The 17,563-nt window shown below is 59.5% G+C and carries 18 protein-coding genes and 1 pseudogene; 8 read left to right on the top strand and 11 right to left on the bottom strand.

Features of this window, described 5'->3' with window-relative positions; translation table 11 throughout:
- Positions 1 to 421 precede the first annotated feature (421 nt).
- From GH665_RS37255 to GH665_RS37280, 6 genes are all read right to left on the bottom strand, one after another.
- A complete protein-coding gene (locus GH665_RS37255) occupies positions 422 to 1,540 on the bottom strand; it encodes a 4-hydroxyphenylpyruvate dioxygenase family protein (RefSeq protein ID WP_153141998.1) in 1,119 nt (372 codons plus the stop codon).
- A gap of 557 nt (positions 1,541 to 2,097) precedes the next feature.
- Positions 2,098 to 2,544, bottom strand: a complete 447-nt coding sequence (locus GH665_RS37260) for a hypothetical protein (protein ID WP_153141999.1) — start codon at positions 2,542 to 2,544, stop codon at positions 2,098 to 2,100.
- A 961-nt stretch (positions 2,545 to 3,505) separates the two neighbouring features.
- Positions 3,506 to 3,835, bottom strand: coding sequence for a hypothetical protein (locus GH665_RS37265; protein WP_153142000.1), 330 nt, complete (start codon positions 3,833 to 3,835; stop codon positions 3,506 to 3,508).
- A 506-nt stretch (positions 3,836 to 4,341) separates the two neighbouring features.
- Positions 4,342 to 4,626 (bottom strand): hypothetical protein, encoded by a 285-nt coding sequence (locus GH665_RS38990; protein WP_153142001.1) that lies wholly within the window; start codon positions 4,624 to 4,626, stop codon positions 4,342 to 4,344.
- A 227-nt stretch (positions 4,627 to 4,853) separates the two neighbouring features.
- Positions 4,854 to 5,408 carry a fasciclin domain-containing protein gene (locus GH665_RS37275; RefSeq protein ID WP_153142002.1) on the bottom strand — a complete coding sequence of 185 codons (555 nt, stop codon included), beginning with the start codon at positions 5,406 to 5,408 and terminating at the stop codon, positions 4,854 to 4,856.
- A 191-nt stretch (positions 5,409 to 5,599) separates the two neighbouring features.
- The gene (locus tag GH665_RS37280) at positions 5,600 to 5,809 is read right to left on the bottom strand and encodes a hypothetical protein (RefSeq protein ID WP_153142003.1); all 210 of its coding nucleotides are present in this window, start codon (positions 5,807 to 5,809) and stop codon (positions 5,600 to 5,602) included.
- Positions 5,810 to 5,957: 148 nt separating this feature from the next.
- Between GH665_RS37280 and GH665_RS39370 the strand changes: the two are divergent.
- Positions 5,958 to 6,093: pseudogene (locus GH665_RS39370) on the top strand (translesion DNA synthesis-associated protein ImuA); the annotation flags it as partial.
- A 12-nt stretch (positions 6,094 to 6,105) separates the two neighbouring features.
- On the opposite strand, the gene pcaQ reads toward GH665_RS39370, so the two are convergent.
- Positions 6,106 to 7,122 (bottom strand): pca operon transcription factor PcaQ, encoded by a 1,017-nt coding sequence (gene pcaQ / locus GH665_RS37285; RefSeq protein WP_153142004.1) that lies wholly within the window; start codon positions 7,120 to 7,122, stop codon positions 6,106 to 6,108.
- A 107-nt stretch (positions 7,123 to 7,229) separates the two neighbouring features.
- Here pcaQ and pcaH point away from each other — a divergent pair, with 107 nt between their 5' ends.
- Together pcaH and pcaG are read left to right on the top strand one after the other, a co-directional pair.
- Complete coding sequence (gene pcaH / locus GH665_RS37290) at positions 7,230 to 7,934, top strand: protocatechuate 3,4-dioxygenase subunit beta (protein ID WP_153142005.1); 705 nt, start codon at positions 7,230 to 7,232, stop codon at positions 7,932 to 7,934.
- A gap of 3 nt (positions 7,935 to 7,937) precedes the next feature.
- Positions 7,938 to 8,525: a protocatechuate 3,4-dioxygenase subunit alpha gene (pcaG, locus tag GH665_RS37295; RefSeq protein ID WP_153142006.1), complete on the top strand. Its 588-nt coding sequence runs from the start codon at positions 7,938 to 7,940 to the stop codon at positions 8,523 to 8,525.
- 116 nt (positions 8,526 to 8,641) lie between these two features.
- Here pcaG and GH665_RS37300 read toward each other — a convergent pair whose 3' ends face one another.
- Positions 8,642 to 8,905 (bottom strand): H-NS family nucleoid-associated regulatory protein, encoded by a 264-nt coding sequence (locus GH665_RS37300; RefSeq protein ID WP_025495855.1) that lies wholly within the window; start codon positions 8,903 to 8,905, stop codon positions 8,642 to 8,644.
- Between the two features lie 462 nt (positions 8,906 to 9,367).
- On the opposite strand from GH665_RS37300, the gene GH665_RS37305 reads away from it, so the two are divergent.
- From GH665_RS37305 to GH665_RS37315, 3 genes are all read left to right on the top strand, one after another.
- Positions 9,368 to 10,003 carry a LysE family translocator gene (locus GH665_RS37305; RefSeq protein ID WP_153142007.1) on the top strand — a complete coding sequence of 212 codons (636 nt, stop codon included), beginning with the start codon at positions 9,368 to 9,370 and terminating at the stop codon, positions 10,001 to 10,003.
- Between the two features lie 292 nt (positions 10,004 to 10,295).
- On the top strand, positions 10,296 to 10,499 hold the full coding sequence (locus GH665_RS37310; RefSeq protein WP_012428559.1) for a cold-shock protein: 204 nt from the start codon (positions 10,296 to 10,298) through the stop codon (positions 10,497 to 10,499).
- A 288-nt stretch (positions 10,500 to 10,787) separates the two neighbouring features.
- Positions 10,788 to 11,012, top strand: a complete 225-nt coding sequence (locus GH665_RS37315) for a hypothetical protein (RefSeq protein ID WP_025495857.1) — start codon at positions 10,788 to 10,790, stop codon at positions 11,010 to 11,012.
- Positions 11,013 to 11,111: 99 nt separating this feature from the next.
- On the opposite strand, the gene GH665_RS37320 is transcribed toward GH665_RS37315, so the two are convergent.
- Positions 11,112 to 12,743, bottom strand: a complete 1,632-nt coding sequence (locus tag GH665_RS37320) for an acyl-CoA synthetase (protein WP_153142008.1) — start codon at positions 12,741 to 12,743, stop codon at positions 11,112 to 11,114.
- 166 nt (positions 12,744 to 12,909) lie between these two features.
- Here GH665_RS37320 and GH665_RS37325 point away from each other — a divergent pair, with 166 nt between their 5' ends.
- Together GH665_RS37325 and GH665_RS37330 are read left to right on the top strand one after the other, a co-directional pair.
- Positions 12,910 to 13,656, top strand: coding sequence for a Crp/Fnr family transcriptional regulator (locus GH665_RS37325; protein ID WP_153142009.1), 747 nt, complete (start codon positions 12,910 to 12,912; stop codon positions 13,654 to 13,656).
- Positions 13,657 to 13,902: 246 nt separating this feature from the next.
- Complete coding sequence (locus GH665_RS37330; protein WP_153142010.1) at positions 13,903 to 15,462, top strand: methyl-accepting chemotaxis protein; 1,560 nt, start codon at positions 13,903 to 13,905, stop codon at positions 15,460 to 15,462.
- A 121-nt stretch (positions 15,463 to 15,583) separates the two neighbouring features.
- Here the strand turns inward: GH665_RS37330 and GH665_RS37335 are convergent, their stop codons facing one another.
- Entirely contained in the window at positions 15,584 to 15,937 is a 354-nt protein-coding gene (locus GH665_RS37335) for a transposase (RefSeq protein WP_153142011.1), read from the bottom strand.
- Between the two features lie 352 nt (positions 15,938 to 16,289).
- Positions 16,290 to 17,453 (bottom strand): porin, encoded by a 1,164-nt coding sequence (locus GH665_RS37340; protein WP_153142012.1) that lies wholly within the window; start codon positions 17,451 to 17,453, stop codon positions 16,290 to 16,292.
- Positions 17,454 to 17,563: the final 110 nt, after the last annotated feature.

The following is a 17,563-nucleotide window of genomic DNA, read 5'->3' on the forward strand; positions in this document are numbered from 1 at the left end:
GTCCGGCCTGTCGCACTATCCATAGACGTCGTATTGCACTGAAGTCGTCTTCTGATCGCACCTCTCCCTCCTGGTTGTTGGAACGCAAATTGTTTCAACACGACTGCCTTACCAGATATTACGAACGGGAGATTAAACAGACGATATTACTTTATCCTTTCTTGTCGCTTTTCTGCGAAATAGATGGAGAAACTGATTGTTTAGACAATAGTGAAAAAATTCGCCGAAAGCCTTTTCCATAAGCATTCCCGGCTTTCATTAAAATATTAATACGCTCTGGCACCAGGACATCTTTCAATTGAAATAATCAATATTCTCCATTACCTATAAAAGCAAACACGAGTTTGAGAACGATAATCAATTCACTCATAAATCAAGCAATGATTACCCAGTTGCGGCAGAAGCCGGTCATATATACCGTTTATCGCGCCTGCGCCAACGCACTCAAATTGCCTTCACCGAAACCGTGGTGTCCTTGCCGCTGCACGATCTCAAAGAAAATCTCTCCAGCACCGCGCCGAACAAAAGTCTGAAAGAACAGCAACGGCACGCCGCCGGCGCCGATCTCGCCATCCACCAGAACATGCGTACGCCTGAGCCGCTCGACATCGAGCCCATGGCCTGGCAGACGCGCATCGAGTTGCTCGTAATAGCGCGGCGGCGGCTCGACGAATTCGACGCCGTTCGCGAGCAGTTGCTCGACGCACGCAAAGATATCGTCGGTGGCGAGCGCGATGTGCTGCACGCCTTCGCCTGGATGATCCGGCAGATATTCGTGCATCAGATTCGTGCGGCGGGTGCCCTCTTCATACAACGGCACGCGGATCGCGCCGCACGGCGAGACCATGACGCGCGATTCCGCCGCCACATGCCAGTTCGCGTGCAGCTCGTGAATCTCGCGGAAATTGAGCAGGTCGCGATAAAAATCGAGCCACTCCTGCATCCGGCCCTCGCCGACCGTTTGCGTCAGATGATCGACCGCGACGAGGCCGGTGCCCGCGTGATTCAGATCGGCTTCTGCGGTATCGATCTCGATCGGACGGAAGTCGATATCGAAGATCGAGATATCGCCCAGGCCACCGCGCTGGCCGCCACGGCCGCGCCAACGGTCGACGAAATAGATGTGTGAATCGCCAATGCCCTGGATCGCCGGGATCAACAGCTCGCCCGTGCCGATCCGTTCACCTTCGAACGCCCATGCGCCGAGTTCGATCGCGCGGTCGAAGGCGCGCTGCGCATTGGCCACGCGAATGCCGATTGCGCAGATGCCTGCGCCGTACTCCTCGGCGTAGCGCTCGGCAAATGAATCCGGCTCGGCGTTGATCAGGAAATGCATCTCGCCCTGGCGATACAGCGTGACGTCCTTGCTGATATGGCGCGCAATCGCCTTGAAGCCGAGTTTCGTGAAGGTCTCGCCGAGTGCTTTCGGCTCGCGCGAAGCGAACTCCACGAATTCGAGGCCGGCGGTGCCGAGCGGATTGTGCTCAGGCGCCGACACGGCGCGTAACGCGGCGTCTGGAGTGGGCAAGTCGCTAGGCATGGCAATCTCCTTGTACGGTTTTTCGTACAGCGTTCCGAGTATTTGTGATGTTTCTGCGCTCTGGTGCAAGCTGCCGTCCACACGCAGTGTGACACCGCTTGCGCGGCGTGCCGCAGCAATGCAGCGCACGGCGGCTTTAGCACTAGTTCTTCACAATAAAGATGAGAACTGCGAGCTCCGCTGAGCATCGCACTGGGACATTCCGGGTGTGGCCTCAAGTGCTTGTAAAGTTGCGAACTAATGCCGTCGGCGGCCATGTATTGCCGCATGCTTGACAATTAAGTTGAGAATCGGCCCTCCTGTATCGAGCCGATCACGCCATGTTGATGCGACATAGCGGGACGGCGTACACGCGAATTTTACATGAGCCGAGCGCACGCAACGTCGCTGAACGATCTCCGCATGCACCTCTCTATAACACGCCGTGTCGCTGCGTACATCTTCAATCGCAGCAAACATCATGTAATCTGAGATGGGGCAAAGCTATTGTTTCTCACAGTCGTTGCCGTCTTCCATCACGTAGAGGTTCGCGCGCGTCGAATAGCGCATGGTGCCAATCACTGTGTTCGGTAACACCCCTTCATTCTTCCTACATCAAAGACTTGGCGGTCGTCTACCGCTTTCCAACCGGTTCGTGATCCGCCGAGTAAATCGCAAAGCAGTTGCCAACCACCGCTATTGTCGAAGCACAGAAGCCTTTCCCGCTCCGGCACAACTTGATGGCCACGCGAGCAGTCCAAGCCCCGAAGTGTTGCGGGTGAACACCCGACCGGAAAGAATTGGCAGAGCCGCGAGAGGACCGCCGCATCAACGATCTCGCTGCGACGGGCTTGATTATAGTCTGATCGTTCGCCGTAAAACTCTCGGCCATCGTCGGCTACAAGCGCGATGTTGATGAGATCACAATTGATGGAATCGGTGGCAATTAGATGACGCGCCTTGTACAGTGCGTCGACAAGTTTCGATTCACGTTCGGCCTCCCGAACCCATTCATCTGCTCTCATGGTGGACCTCTTCTGAATACGGAAGCAGGATGAAGCCGGGCGATAGATGTCGCGCGGCCCCGTTCCTCGAAAAAAGTGACAGTTTTTGATGCCACATGTCCAGCGCTGCTGTCACGGCCGAAGAGATGCATCCGTCCTTATGGCGTGTGTCCCACCTCGCGCGTGGCCGTGGGCGGGTGGTTGAGACCGGCTATCCCGCGTTGTCTACCGAACTTCCCGGTCGGGGGGAAGGTCGGAGCGCTCGTTGACCTGATGGCGCAGCAAGCCGGAGTGGGCGAATCGCGGCTCCTGCGCTCAGCACCTCAGGCAATCGACCGGTCGCGTTCGTGCTGCCGCCGCATACCGGAAATTTGTGCGCACCGCGTGCAGTTGCAGCGGAGGCGATTAGATATTCTGGCTCCCTCCTACTGCACAGCCGGCCAGTCCTAATTACGCTTCAACCGATGCTGCAAAGGCGGCAATTGAACGCCGTTTCTCAGAGCGCAATTGGCACTTCACGGAACAGCCGAAACGCGCGTGCAAAGAAATCTGGCAAATGGAACGTGCGCCGAGTGAATGTTCAGCTGCGAACAACTGCAATAGCCCGCCGTACAGATGAAGCGAGCGGGACATCAGTAGCGATGCGGCGGGGGCGGCCGGTGGCGCGGAGGCAGTCGATGATGATGTCGCCGAGGCGGCGGTAGCGGTCTGCACCTGCGAACAAGATGTCCATGCCCCCAAACTCGGCGACATTCCATGCGCGGACGCGCATCGGCTTCAGTAGGTAGGGCGAAAACTGTGGTTGCAACCAATAGCGTGGCCCCGGTGCGAGTCACTTTTCCACCTGGCAACGCAGGGATTGCCCGTTGGTGCTTGTCATGTCACCCTCCAGCAAGTCTGAGGACATCCGTTGGCGCAGAGAGCGCGTCGGCCGTCAACGGCAGCGCCGTACCTTGGCTACCGTTGCTGCTCGCGATGGGCGTTATTGCCCGATTTGCCGACTCACGTGGTTTTCCTGCTGATTCAACGTGTAGTCTTCACGCCTGGTGATGTGGCTGCCGTTCTGGCTCGCCATGTCGCGCTCTTCCTCGCGAATCTGATGGTCATCGCGATGCAGTCTCGCCGCCTCGGCGTGGGACATTTCGCCTTCCCTTACCTCCTGATGGATGCGACGGTCCTGATTCGCGAGGCGATGGTTGACCTCAGCGCGGCGTGGGTGCGTGGCATCCCAGTTCGTTTGCGCCGATGCGGTGCCCACAAATGACAGGGCGAGTGCCGCGGCAGCGGCGATTTTGTAGGCAGCGTTGCGCATGGTCGTCTCCGATTCAGTTGAAGGGATGGTTTCTGGCCGTTCAACTGCTTAACGCTCCGGAGGACCACAATGCTGACCGCGCAGTTGTGAGTTCTGAAACCGAATATTTCGTGATGGCTGGGTTTCGGAAAATCGTGCGAGCGCAGGGAGATGTTTCAGTCTACACGTCTCGTTACACACAAAAACACGGGTAATCTACCGGCTCAATATAGTGCCCTCACAACCAACACGTGAGGTGCGCCATGAAACGAATTCTTGTGCTGATGCTGATGGCCGTTTGTCTTGGTAGCGCGCTGGGCGGCTGCATCGTTGTGCCTGCAGGCGGCTACTATCACCGCTACTAAACCGCAGACAAAGTGGGCGGCGCAGATACAGAAGTCAGATGCGCCGCCGACAGGACAAAACTGCCTTTGTCACCAGAACGGAAGTACTGCGGAGTTACCGAACCTTCAATTCGCGAGCGACCTGCCCCGGGAATTTCCGCTTGCCGGCAATCCTGAAAGGTCCTACTGAACAGTCCTTGTTGACATGCTGTTGTCTTCGGGGTGCATAGTCGGCATGTTCATACTGGCGCTATCCGCCGTCTTGCTCATGTCGCCAGGGACCCGGTTCCACGGGCTCGATACGGGCTCGCTGTGGTACGTCATGCCTGCGGTTGCGGCACCGTGGGCGCCACCGCTGCCATTGCCACCGTTGCCATTCCCTCCAGCTTGCGCAAGCGTCGCGGCACACACACATAGCGATGCGACAGCGACACGTGCGACCAGAGCTTTCATCGTCAACTTCTCCATGGTGTTTCTCCTGTGATGTCGGCTCGTCCGTTAGCCGTGCCGAAGTCTCATATACCGCCAAAGGTCTGACTGGCTGCGCGGCGGCAACGCGCAAGCAGGTGCCCGCTCCTGGACGGAGCAGAGATGGGCCACGTCGAGGAGCAATGCATGCGTGTGAGTCGAGGCTGGACACCGAAAGTGACAGCGATGTGCTGAATTAGAGCCCCTGACTTTGTAGACCGTCTGCGCTACTTCGGCATCAGAACCTTATCGACGACCATGATGACGCCATTGCTCTGAGTAACGTCGTAGGTTGATATGTCAGCAGTGTGGCCACCTGCGTCCGTCACTACGATATTGTGTGGACCGTTCTCAGTGAACGTCAGCGACTCTCCATTGACCGTTTTCAGTTCGGCCTTGCCACCGCCAGCCTTGATGGCCTGGTCGAGCTTGCGGAAGTCGTAGCGCCCAGGAATGACGTGATACGTCAGGATGCTGGTCAGCATCGCCTTGTTTTCAGGCCTGACGAGCGAATCGACGGCGCCAGCCGGCAGCGCTGCGAACGCTTCGTTTGTCGGCGCAAACACTGTGAACGGGCCGGGGCTCTTCAGTGTGTCGACGAGGCCTGCCGCTTTGACCGCAGCAACAAGCGTGGTGTGGTCGGCTGAGTTGACCGCGTTATCCACGATGTCCTTGTTCGGGTACATGGCTTGACCGCCTACCATGACCGTGTCGCTTGCAGCGAAGGCACCTGAAACAGCTGCCGACATGGCGACAGCAACAAACATAGTCTTGTATTTCATTACGTACTCCCCCTGAGTTGCCATGCACGATTGCGCGGCCTTGACTGCATATACGGGGAATACTTGCGAATGGATTCGACGGCGGGCGCATCGCGATGGTGTGCGTACTCCATAGTTTCGCGCTGAGCTTCAAGTGGCCATGGCACTTTGCGTTGGGATACGACAACCAGTTCTGATGGCTCGAGAAGTACCTACTGCTTGAGGTGCTGAGTGTCAATTCCGGCCGTCTTCAACGCAGCATCAATTGCTATCAACTCCGGACCGAAATCGAGCGCCCATTCCTCGCCATCGCATCGCACCGTCATACCGTTGTGCATCGAAATCAGAAAACGAGCCTTGTACAAGGCGTCAACAAGCTTCGATTCGCGTTCGGCCTCCCGAACCCATTCATCTGCTCTCATGATGGAACCTCCTCTGAACACGGAAGCAGGACATGAAACCGAGCGACGGATGTCGCGCGACTCCCGTTTCCTCAAATAAAAGTGACAGTTCACACCTACGAATTTGCGTGCAGGATACTGTATAAATATACAGGCTTTTTGATGCCCCATGTCTAGCGCTACTGTCACGGCCGAAGAGATACCTCCGTCGCTGTGGCGTGCGTCTCAGCTTGCGCGGGCGTGGTCGGGTCGTTGAGACCGGCTATCCCGCGTTGTCTGCTGAGCTACCGGGAGGAGGGTGGCCTGCGCGGTATGCGTCAGATCCTTGGCGGCTCGTCGCGGCCACGCCCGGGCTTGGACCTGGACCTGGAAGCGCGTTTGGCCACCGGCTTGCCGGCGGCGGCCGCCATGCGCTGCTGCGCGACTTCGCGCACGGCATCGATAAGCGCCCGGCCCACCGGCGAAGGCTGCGTGTCCGAGCGCCGGATCAATCCCACCGGCTCGCCGGTGCCCGCGAACGGCAGAGGCAAACGCACCAGCATCCCGTGCCCGAGTTCATATTCGACCGCGCTCAGCGGCACGAACCACACCGCGTCGTTCTCCAGCGTCAAAGCGCGCCCGGTGGACACCGACAGCACTTCGACAAACCCCGACAACGGCGGCACGCCCCACGCGCTCAACAGGCTTTCAGCCGATTGCCGGATCAGGGTGCCGAACGGCGGCAGCACCACTGGAAAATCCTCCAGCGACGTGGCCGGTAAACCTGCCACGAGCGCCAACGGATGCCCGGCGCGTACTACGGCAATCAACGGCTCGCTGAAAAGCTGTTCGAAACTGAGCCCGACCATTCTTTCCGGGTCCGCCAGGCGCCCGATTGCGAATTCGATCGTGCCGGCCTTCAGGCGTTCGAGTAATTCGGGGTTGGCGCCGGTTGCGAGGCGCACGATCACACGCGGCCAAAGCGCGGCGAACCGCTTCAGCGCCGGTGGTACCAGCGCGACCGCAACGGTCGGCAAAATGCCGATTTCCACCGTGGCGGCGGCCGCGCCTTCCGCTCGTGCCAATAAATCGACGCCCTGTCGCAACGCACTGACGCAAGCACTCGCATGAGGCATGAAAAGCTGCCCCTCACGCGTCGGCACCGCGCCGTGGCGGCCGCGCTCGAACAGCTTCACGCCGAGAATCGCTTCGAGTTCAGCCACCGTCTTGGAGACAGCGGGCTGCGTAATGGACAGGCTTGTGGCGGCTCGCTGCACGCTGCCGAACTGCGCGACGGCCAGAAAGCACTGGAGATGACGGAATTTGACGCGGCTGTCCGCGAGGCTGCGTTGCATAACGAGAGGTTATACGAAAAGGGCGAAAACGTCATTTTGCATAACCGCACAGGTTGGATAAAGTCGCTCCATACGCTGTATCCCACAATTCCACGAAGGAGACACTGATGGACGAGTCCTTTCTCACCAAGCGCGACTTCGCGTCCCACCCCGCCTACGTCTATCCCGGCTACGGCTCGTCGGTCAAACGTGGCCCGACGCGTCCGCTGATTCCGCTGAAAGAAAAGCTGCGCGACCAGCGCGTGCCGGTCTACGGCACCGAAGACCTCGGCGCGCTCGATCACGACCTGACGCGCAACGCGGTGCGTAATGGCGAACCGCTTGGCGAGCGCATCATCGTGACGGGCCGCGTGCTCGACGAAGGCGGCCGACCGGTACGCAATACGCTGGTTGAAATCTGGCAGGCCAATGCCGCCGGCCGTTATGTGCACAAGAACGATCAGCACGACGCGCCGCTCGACCCGAACTTCCTCGGCGCCGGCCGCTGCATCACCGACAACGAAGGCCGCTACCGCTTTCTGACAATCAAACCGGGCGCTTACCCCTGGGGCAATCACCCGAACGCATGGCGTCCGAACCATATTCACTTCTCGCTGTTCGGCGACTATTTCGGCTCACGCCTCGTCACGCAGATGTACTTCCCCGGCGACCCGCTGCTGGCTTTCGACCCGATTTTCCAGGGCACGCCTGAGCACGCCCGCGACCGCCTGATTGCAAACTTCTCGCTCGATACGACGCAAGAGGCCTATGCGCTCGGTTACGACTTCGACATCGTGCTGCGCGGCCGCAACGAAACTCCGATGGAGCGCTAAGCCATGACGACTCTCAAGCAAACGCCTTCGCAAACGGTTGGACCGTACTTCGCCTATGGTCTGTGCCCGCAGCAATATGATTTCGACTTCAAGAGCCTATTCACACCGGTTCTGGCCGACCGCGAAGCGGCCGGCGAGCACATCACGATCATCGGCCAGGTATTCGATGGCGACGGCCAGGTGATCGGCGATGCAATGCTGGAAATCTCACAGGTGGACGCGCAGGGCCACTACCCGGAATCACGCGAGGAAACGCTGAAAACGGGCTTCCGCGGTTTCGCCCGCGTCGGCACGGGTACCGATCCGCAGAAGCGCTTTGTCGTCGAAACGGTGAAACCCGGCCGCGCAAGCCCGAACGAAGCGCCGCATCTGAACGTGGTCGTGACAATGCGCGGCATGCTGTTGCACACCTTCACGCGTGTCTATTTCGAAGACGAAGCCGAGGCTAACGAACGGGATGCCGTGCTGGCAGCAGTTCCGGCGGACCGGCGCGGCACGTTGATCGCGCGGCGCGAACCGAATGCCGCCAACGTGTACCGGTTCGACATCCATATGCAGGGTGACAAGGAAACGGTGTTTTTCGACCTGTGATGTGGATTTTCTATACTTTCATATAGCTTTCACATACACTGAGGATGATCCGTCTAGCGACTGGATCGCGAAACTCCGAGTAGTTAAGCCCGCCCCGCGCGGGCTTTTTTTTGCGCTCAGCAGCGGAAATGGTCGATGTTCTGTCCGGCGTAGATCGCGCGCGCGAGCCAGTCCGGTTTATCGCCATGGCCATCCCACGTATTACCGAAGGCGTCGCGATACATCACCGCGCGGACTGCTGCTTTGTCGGCCTCAATCGCTTCGGCAAGCGCTTCCATCGTTATGCCGTATTCGTCCATGCGGCGGCGGATCCACACGATCAGGCGCTCACGCGCATTCCCGTCGAGGTCGAACAGCCGTTGTTCTTCTCGCTCTTTCATAACGTACCGGTTTCGCGGCTGATAGTGCGCGCGTTCGAAAAACAAAAAGCTTCGCTAAACAACGCGAAGCCTGTGGGTAAATCAGATGGGTTGGGTGCAAAGCGAACTCACGACGCCTCTCCCGATGCGTGACAATTCGCATCTGGAATCATGCCCAATAAATCCTGGATTTAGGGGAATTCGTCGGCAAGCGGCTCGAATCGCGCCCGGTCGGCCTTGGTGTTCCAAGGCTGCTTTAGCGTATGGAAAGTGATTCTAGCATCCAATTTCCGCTGCTTGCAGCAAGTGATTGCTTACCTGTGACGAGGGGGGTTTTTGTCATTTCCGTTTGCGCCTGACACAGGCCTGTTCCAATTCCTACGAGTTCTATTCACACCGGCCAAAGAACAAAACCCCACTCTCTCATGCTATGTTTCACGGATCCGACGGCCTCACATTGCCGCCTCCAGGAGATACACAAAAATGCCCGCTTCGACCGCCATCGCCACCATCCTCGCCGCGCTGCTGCTCGGCGCCATGAGCCCTGGACCGAGCTTTGTCATCGTTGCCCGTAATTCGATCGGACTCTCGCGTAGCGACGGCCTCGCGACAGCAGCGGGCATGGGCATCGGCGGCGTGTTCTTCAGCGCGATTGCCTTGCTCGGTCTGTACACCCTGCTCGCGACCGTAGAGTGGCTATATGTCGGCTTGAAAGTGGCCGGTGGCCTCTATCTGATCTACCTTGCGTCGAAGATCTGGCGCGGCGCCGCCAAACCGCTCGCATTCGATGCCGCGCAAGGCGCCAACACCAATGCGCGCAAATCTTTCTGGATTGGTTTGAGCACACAACTCAGCAATCCGAAAACGGCGGTCTATTACGGCAGTATCTTCGCGGCCCTGCTTCCGCAACATCCGCCGCTGTGGTGCTACTTCGCCCTGCCCCCCGCGATCTTCGCCATTGAAGCCGGCTGGTACACCGTGGTCGCGCTGTGCTTTTCGAGCAAGCGGCCGCGCGAAATGTATTTGCGGTGGAAGGCCTGGATCGATCGCGTCGCCGCGAGCGCAGTCGCCGCACTTGGATTACGCCTGATCCTGACAGCGCACAAAGTGGGTATCTGAAACGGCAAGGCTGCTCGAATGGCTTGCCGTGCGTTACGAGCCGGCAAGCCAGTAACGGGGCCGCATCGTCGCAAGCCGAACACAGGCAAGCCACGTTCATAACAAAACAGTTACAAGATAAGTATTGACGCCGGCATGCCCCGGCGGTTACTGTGACGTCCGAAGTTCAAGAAGTTCGATTGCTGTTCATCAATGTCTCGCTCCTCAGCGGTATTCGTTGTCCTCTCCCTCCTTGATGCTTCACGCGCTCCTCAACCGAGCAAATTTTTCTATTTTTACTCAAGGATTCCTCATGGATACCGGTACCGTTAAGTGGTTCAACGACAGCAAAGGCTTTGGCTTCATCACCCCGGACAAGGGCGGCGACGACCTGTTCGCGCACTTCTCCGAAATCAGCGGCGACGGCTTCAAGACGCTGGCTGAGAATCAGAAGGTGAGCTTCGAAACGAAGCAAGGCCCGAAGGGTCTGCAAGCGGCTAACATCAAGCCGCTGTAAGTTTGAAGGGCTCGGTGTCCGGCAACGGACATCGGGCTGCAGCGACATCCTCGCGGAGCTTTGTCTCCCACAGTTGGCGCGATCGCTTTTAGCTGCATGTGTGTTGAGCAGCTAGCCTAAGCGCCAAACGCCTCGTTGCACCTCATTCTCCCCTCTGGCTTCAACGCCCTTTTTAGCTTTCCGACTGCGTTTGGATTCGGCTCGCAATGGCTTGAATCGGCTCGTCCGCGTGACCCGTACAAACGGCTCGCACGGCAGGCGCGCACTCGAACATTATTAAAATATAAAATGCAAAACAAACATATTCATCATTACAACGGCTATGCCGTCAAACCCTCGGCGCATCGTTTGCCCGACGGTAGCTTTTCATCCAACCTGTTGCTCGAACGCGCTGACAGCGCACGTACCGAAGGGCGCTACCAGTTCTATTCGCTCGATTACTTCCCGAACGAAGAACAGGCACTGCAGCACTCGGCACGCTGGGCACGCCGCTGGGTCGACACGCGCGGTTAAGCGCTTGTCGAACCTGATGCGCGCGGGACCCCGCGCTTGCATCGTTCCACAACACTTAGCGCGCCATTCGGCGCGCTAGACCAGACTAGCGTGCGCGATCTATCCGGTTTGTTCCGCCTTGATCCGCGCGCGCAGTTCGAACTTCTGAATTTTTCCCGTCGACGTCTTCGGCAATTCGCCGAAGCGCACCGCTTTGGGCAGCTTGTATCCCGCAAGAAACAGCCGGCAGTGCGCGATGATCTCCTCTGCGCTCACTTGAGCACCCTCCTTGAGCTCGACGAAGGCGCAGGGTACCTCGCCCCACTTCGGATCGGCCATCGCCACCACGGCGGCAACCGAGACCGCAGGATGACGGTACAGCGTGTCTTCGACCTCGATGCTCGAGATGTTCTCGCCGCCGGAAATGATGATGTCCTTGCTGCGATCGCGGATGCGGATATAGCCGTCAGGCATCCGCACGCCGAGATCCCCGGTGTGGAACCAGCCGCCATGGAAGGACGCTTGCGTAGCGCGCTCGTTCTTCAAATACCCTTTCATGCAGATGTTGCCGCGGAACATGATCTCACCGAGCGTTTCGCCGTCGTCAGGCACGGGCGCGAGCGTATCCGGGTCGAGCACCGTGACGGCTGCCTGCAAGTGGTAGCGCACGCCTTGACGCGCGTTCATTTCGGCACGCGCGTTGTCGTCGAGCGTTTCCCATTCCTCCTGTTTCGCACAGACCGCGGCCGGGCCGTAGGTCTCGGTAAGTCCGTACACGTGGGTCAGATCGAAACCGATTTCCTTCATCTTGGCGATCACCGCCGGCGCGGGCGCCGCGCCGGCCACCATCGTCGATACGCGATGCGTGATGCCTTCACGCCATTCGGCGGGCGCATTCGCAAGCGCGCTTTGCACGATCGGCGCGCCGCAATAATGTGTGATGCCTTCGCGGCGAATCAGTTCGAACACCGTCTTTGCGTCGAATTTGCGTAGACAGACGTTGACGCCGGCACGCGCGGCGACAGTCCACGGAAAACACCAGCCGTTGCAGTGAAAGAGCGGCAAGGTCCACAGATAAACCGCATGCTTAGGCATATCCCATTCGAGGATATTGCTGAGCGCGTTCAGATAAGCACCGCGATGGTGGTAGACCACGCCCTTCGGGTCGCCGGTCGTGCCCGAAGTGTAGTTCAGCGCGATCGCGTCCCATTCGTCAGCGGGCAGGGTCCATGCGAACTCCGGGTCGCCGCTTTGCAGGAACGCTTCATAGTCGGTTGCGCGGATGAACTTGTCCGCGTCGGCGGGCATCGCATCGGCCACGCTAATCACGCGCAACTCCGGGAACTCGAGCGCCGCGCGATGCGCGAATTCGCTGTACTCCGTATCGACGATCAGCGCCTTCGCCTCGCCATGGCGCAGCATGAACAATAGCGACGACACGTCGAGCCGCGTATTCAGCGTATTGAGCACGGCCCCGGCCATCGGCACGCCGAAATGCGCTTCTATCATCGGAGGAATATTGGGCAGCAAGGCGGCAACCGTGTCGCCGCGCTCGATCCCGGCCTGCCGCAACGCGCTGGCGAGGCGCCGCGTACGCTGGTAGGTTTCGCGCCAGTTTCGGCGAATCTCCCCATGGACGACCGCCAGCCGCTCACCGTAGACTTCCGCTGCGCGCACGATGAAATCGATGGGCGTTAGCGGGACGTAATTGGCCTCGCGCCGCTGGAGGCCGTCTTCAAACATGTGCTTCATCGCTTTGTCTCCTGAGACGCTGGCCGCGCCGTCAATTTTTCTGCTTGATGGACTAGCGAACTAGCCTAACAACTGTCATGGTGAACTGTCTGTCATTCAAATGACAGAGTGGCGCGCCCTGGCTCCACCCAACCGGTTTCACCCACCTACGCCCCGCTAGCCGCCTATGGATGACGCCCCGTTCCCCGCTCTCGCAGACGTCCCCTCGCATCGGCCTGAACGGGTCCCGCGCGCCGACCTGCCGCAATTGTTCGGCACCTGCGCCTGGTTCCGGGCGCTCGCCGTCGAGCATCAGGCCATGATTCTTGCCAGCGCCTACGCGGAGCGCCTCGAGGGAGGCGCATGGATCGCGCGCCGCCAGGAGCCGTCGGACTACTGGATCGGGGTCTATTCCGGCCTCATCAAACTCGCCATCTACAACGCCTCGGGACGCAGTTGCACGCTCTCCGGCGTGCCGCCCGGCGGCTGGTTCGGCGAAGGCAGCGTGATCAAGCGCGAATTGCGCAAGTACGACGTGGCCACCATCCAGCCTTCGCTCGTGATGTTCGTGCCGTCGGAGACGTTCCATGCGCTGCTGGAATCGAGCCTGCCGTTTACCGGCTTCGTGATCCGGCAGTTGAATAACCGCATGGGCGAATTCATCGCGACGATCCAGAATAGCCGCCTACTCGACGTCGACGCACGTGTCGCCCAGTCGCTCGCACAGTTGTTCAATCCCGATCTCTATCCCGACACCGGGCGCACGCTGGCCATTTCACAGGAAGAGCTCGGCCTGCTGGCCGGCGTATCGCGGCAACGGATCAACCAGGCACTGCAAAACCTCGAAAGGCTGCAGATTGTGCGCCTCTCGTACAACCAGATCGACGTGCTTGATCTTGAACGCCTAGGGGCGTTTGGTCAGGAACAGATCTAGGTCCGGACACGCGCGAGCGCCGGCCCTTGATTTCCCCGCATTTTCTACGGGTTTGACTTCACTTTCCCCGATTTTCCCCAGTATTTCCCCGCTTTTCATCGGCCGCATCAGAGCGGACGCTCGCGTTCCAGCGCGCAATTTCGGATGCCGCAATAAAGAATCCGTAGCGATGGCCGTTATGCCGACTATGCAACGCAGATTGCAGCCTCTCCCTATTCCGAGTTCAACGCATGGTCAAAGCCGATAATGAACCGCCTGACACTGAAACAGAAATTATGGGTGCCGATACTGCTTTGCTGGGCGGCGCTCCTGATCGTTACCGTCGTGAACGCGTTCGATGCGCGCAACGCCCAGATGGACGCACGGCGTGCGGACCTGGCCGACGTCACCGACATGGCGGTATCGATCGTCGCTGACTACGCGAAGCTAGCCGACGCGGGCAAGCTCCCGGTCGATGAAGCCAAACAGCAGGCCATCGCCCGCATCAATGCACAGCGTTATGGCACATCGGGCTACGTGACGATCGTGCGCAGCGATTCGGTCATGGTCGCTCATCCCATGAGCCCAAAGCTGAATGGCAAGGATATGAGCGGCTTCCGCGACGCCAAAGGCAACGCGTTGTACCACGACATCGCGCAGGCAGGCGGCTCGACGGGCGGTGCAGGCTATCTGCGCTACTGGTGGCCGAAACCCGGTGAAACGGCGCCGAGCGAAAAGATCGGCTATGTGAAGCGTTTCACCCCGTGGAGCTGGGACTTTATCGCCGGCGCCTATATGGACGACATCCAGGCCCAGTTCTACGCCACCCTCGCGCGCTCGGCCGGCATGCTGGTGCTGCTCGGTGTGGTGGTGTCGTTCGTGGCCTCGCGCGTGGTGCGCAACGTGTCGCGCTCAATCGGCGGAGAACCTTCCACGGCGGCGACGATTGCCATGCAGATCGCACGCGGCGATCTCGCCACGCACATCGACCTGCGCCATGACGACGCGTCGAGCCTGCTGTTCTCGCTGCGCGAGATGCGCAATCAACTGGCTGCCACCATCGCGCGGATCAAGACCTCCGCCGAGACGATCACGATCGCTTCGAAGGAGATCGCCGCAGGCAATCTGGATCTGTCGAGCCGTACCGAAGAACAGGCCGCTTCGTTACAGCAAACCGCCGCGAGCATGGACGAGCTCACCAAGACCGTCACGCAGAACGCCGACAATGCAGCAACCGCGTCGGAACTCGCGACGGATGCATCGAATATTGCCGCGCGGGGCGGCCAGGTCGTCAACGACGTGGTCGAGAAAATGGCCGGCATCACCGATAGTTCACGCAAGATCGGCGAGATCATCAGCGTGATCGAAGGCATCGCGTTCCAGACCAACATCCTGGCGCTAAACGCTGCGGTAGAAGCGGCGCGCGCCGGCGAAGAAGGCCGTGGCTTCGCGGTCGTCGCGGGCGAAGTGCGCAATCTCGCGCAACGCAGCGCCACAGCGGCCAAGGAGATCAAGGTGCTGATCCATCAGTCCGTCGCGCAGGTCGGCGAGGGCTCGACGCTGGCAGGCAAGGCCGGCAGCACGATCGGCGAAGTAGTCGACGCCGTGCGCCGCGTCACCGCGATCATGAACGAGATTTCGGCGGCCTCGAAAGAGCAAAGCTCGGGTATCGGTGAAGTCAATCTCGCGATCCGCCAGATGGACGACGTCACGCAGCGCAATGCCGCGCTAGTCGAGCAGGCCGCGGCCGCGGCGGGGTCGCTCGATGAGCAGACCGAACGTCTGCGAAATGCAGTTGCTGTGTTCAAGGTCGAACAGCAGGCGTGATTGAGCGGCGTGCTATGCAGTCGCCCGGCATAGCTCGTCAACGCTGCCGATAAAAAAGCCGTTACCCGCCAGGCGGATAACGGCTTTTTCCATTTTGCAGACGGAACCCGCGTAGACACTGCTACGCAGCGCGCGGGTCGCTCCGGCGCGTGACAGGCCGCGCCAGCATCGCATCATCGTCGAATAGCGCAAACGCGATGTTCGACAGCACACCTGAATTCTTCCAGCGCAGATAGTAGCGATGCGCGGTCTGATACGGCGCATACCGGTCGGGCATCGCGTGCCACGGCTTGCCCGTGTGCAACACCCACAGCACGCTATTCACCACGCAACGGATGTCGATGCTGGGACGGCCACGCCGAGGCCCGAGGTCTTTCATTTCAGGCAGGAGCGGCACGATGCGATGCCATTGCTCGTCGGTGAGATCCTGAACGGCCGGTGAGCGGGCCGGCAGGTTTGAAGGGGGAGTATCCATGCAGTAAGAACGCGCACCCGCAGCGCAAATGCCAGCGCCGCCGCGAAAATGGTGTCTATAAATTGATCATTTTTCAGACTACCCCAAGCACGCCCTCAGGAAAGTCAATTATTGTCAGGCTCGTGTGTGCAATTGTCAGAAATCGCAATACGTTGGTCGCGCTGGTTGAATACGCCAGGTCTGCGCACGATTTCCCAGGTACCGCACGGTGCGGCAAGATTCAGCAGGACACGCCACGGCATCCGGCATTCGCGCCGGGCGCCGGGCGCCGACCATGCATGCAAATGGCGCGCCCATAAAAAAAGGTGCCGCGAACGGCACCTTTTTTACAACAACCAGCTTCTGCTGAAGCTTAGAAGCGGTGACGCAGACCGATCGTAGCAGCCGTCTGGTTCTTCGACGACGATGCCGGCACGGTGTTGTCGCCGCTGTAGATCGAAGCAACACCGCCGTCGCCCATTGCGTGTTGGTACACGGCTTGAGCGTAGACGTCCGTACGACGCGACAGCGAGTAGTCAGCTTGCAGGCCGATCTGGTGGTAACGGGTCTTCATGTCGTTGCCAGCAGCGTTGACACCGTAGCCACGTGCGTCGGTGAACGTGTAAGCAACGCCCAGAGCCATTGCCGGCGTCAGGTTGTACTTGCCGTTGACTTCGTAGTTGTTCGAACGACCTTGACGTTGGCCAACTGCTGCGCCAACCAGGTTGTCGATACGCGACTGCGTGAATGCAGCACCGACGGTAGCCGGGCCGAACGAGTAAGCAGCAGCTGCGCCGAACTCACGTTGACGGAAGTTGCCCGTGATGACGCCCGAGGTGTTAGCCAGCACGCCGTCCGAAGCACCGCTCACGTTTGCAGCCGGGTTGTTCTGCTGTGCGTAAGCAGCGCCAACACGCAGACCTTGGTACTGGTATGCAGCACCAACGCTGTATTCGCGGTTGTTTGCGAATGCGCCAGCCTGGTTCGAGAAGCCGTACGTGCCGCCGAACGTGAAGCCTGCGTAGTTAGCGCTCGAGTACTTGATCGAGTTGTTAACTGCGTAGCCGCCGTTCGTGCTCAGGTTGTCGTTGTTGAACGGGTGAGCGAAGTACGTACCGCCCCAGCTGCCCGTTGCGGTCAGCGGTGCCAGGTAGTCTTGTGCTGCGTCGTATTGACGACCCAGCGTGACCGTACCGAATTGCGCGCTCGACAGGCCGACAAACGCTTGACGGTTGAACATGCCGTTGTTGTTAGCGAACTTGCCGTTGTTGATGTTGAAGCCGCTTTCCAACGTGAAGATTGCCTTCAGACCGCCGCCCAGATCTTCCGAACCACGCAGACCGAACATGCTTTGGTTGATGCCGCCGCTGCCCGCTGCCCACTTTGCGTTGCCGTGGCCGACGCCATTGGCGGGGGCGACGTTGCTGGTGTACGTCAGGCCTGCGTCCAGCAGACCATACAGGGTCACGCTGCTTTGTGCGTGAGCGACGGATGCGAACGATGCGGCAACCGCAACAACGATGAGACTCTTTTTCATGCGTGGGACTCCAGTTCGATAAATTTACGCGGGGAGCGGGACCAGCCTCAACAGCGCATACATCAGTCGCTGCCGCCCAATTGGCCGAACCGTTTCGGATCAGCCGGGCA

The sequence above is a fragment of the Paraburkholderia agricolaris genome (assembly GCF_009455635.1).
Classification (GTDB): domain Bacteria; phylum Pseudomonadota; class Gammaproteobacteria; order Burkholderiales; family Burkholderiaceae; genus Paraburkholderia; species Paraburkholderia agricolaris.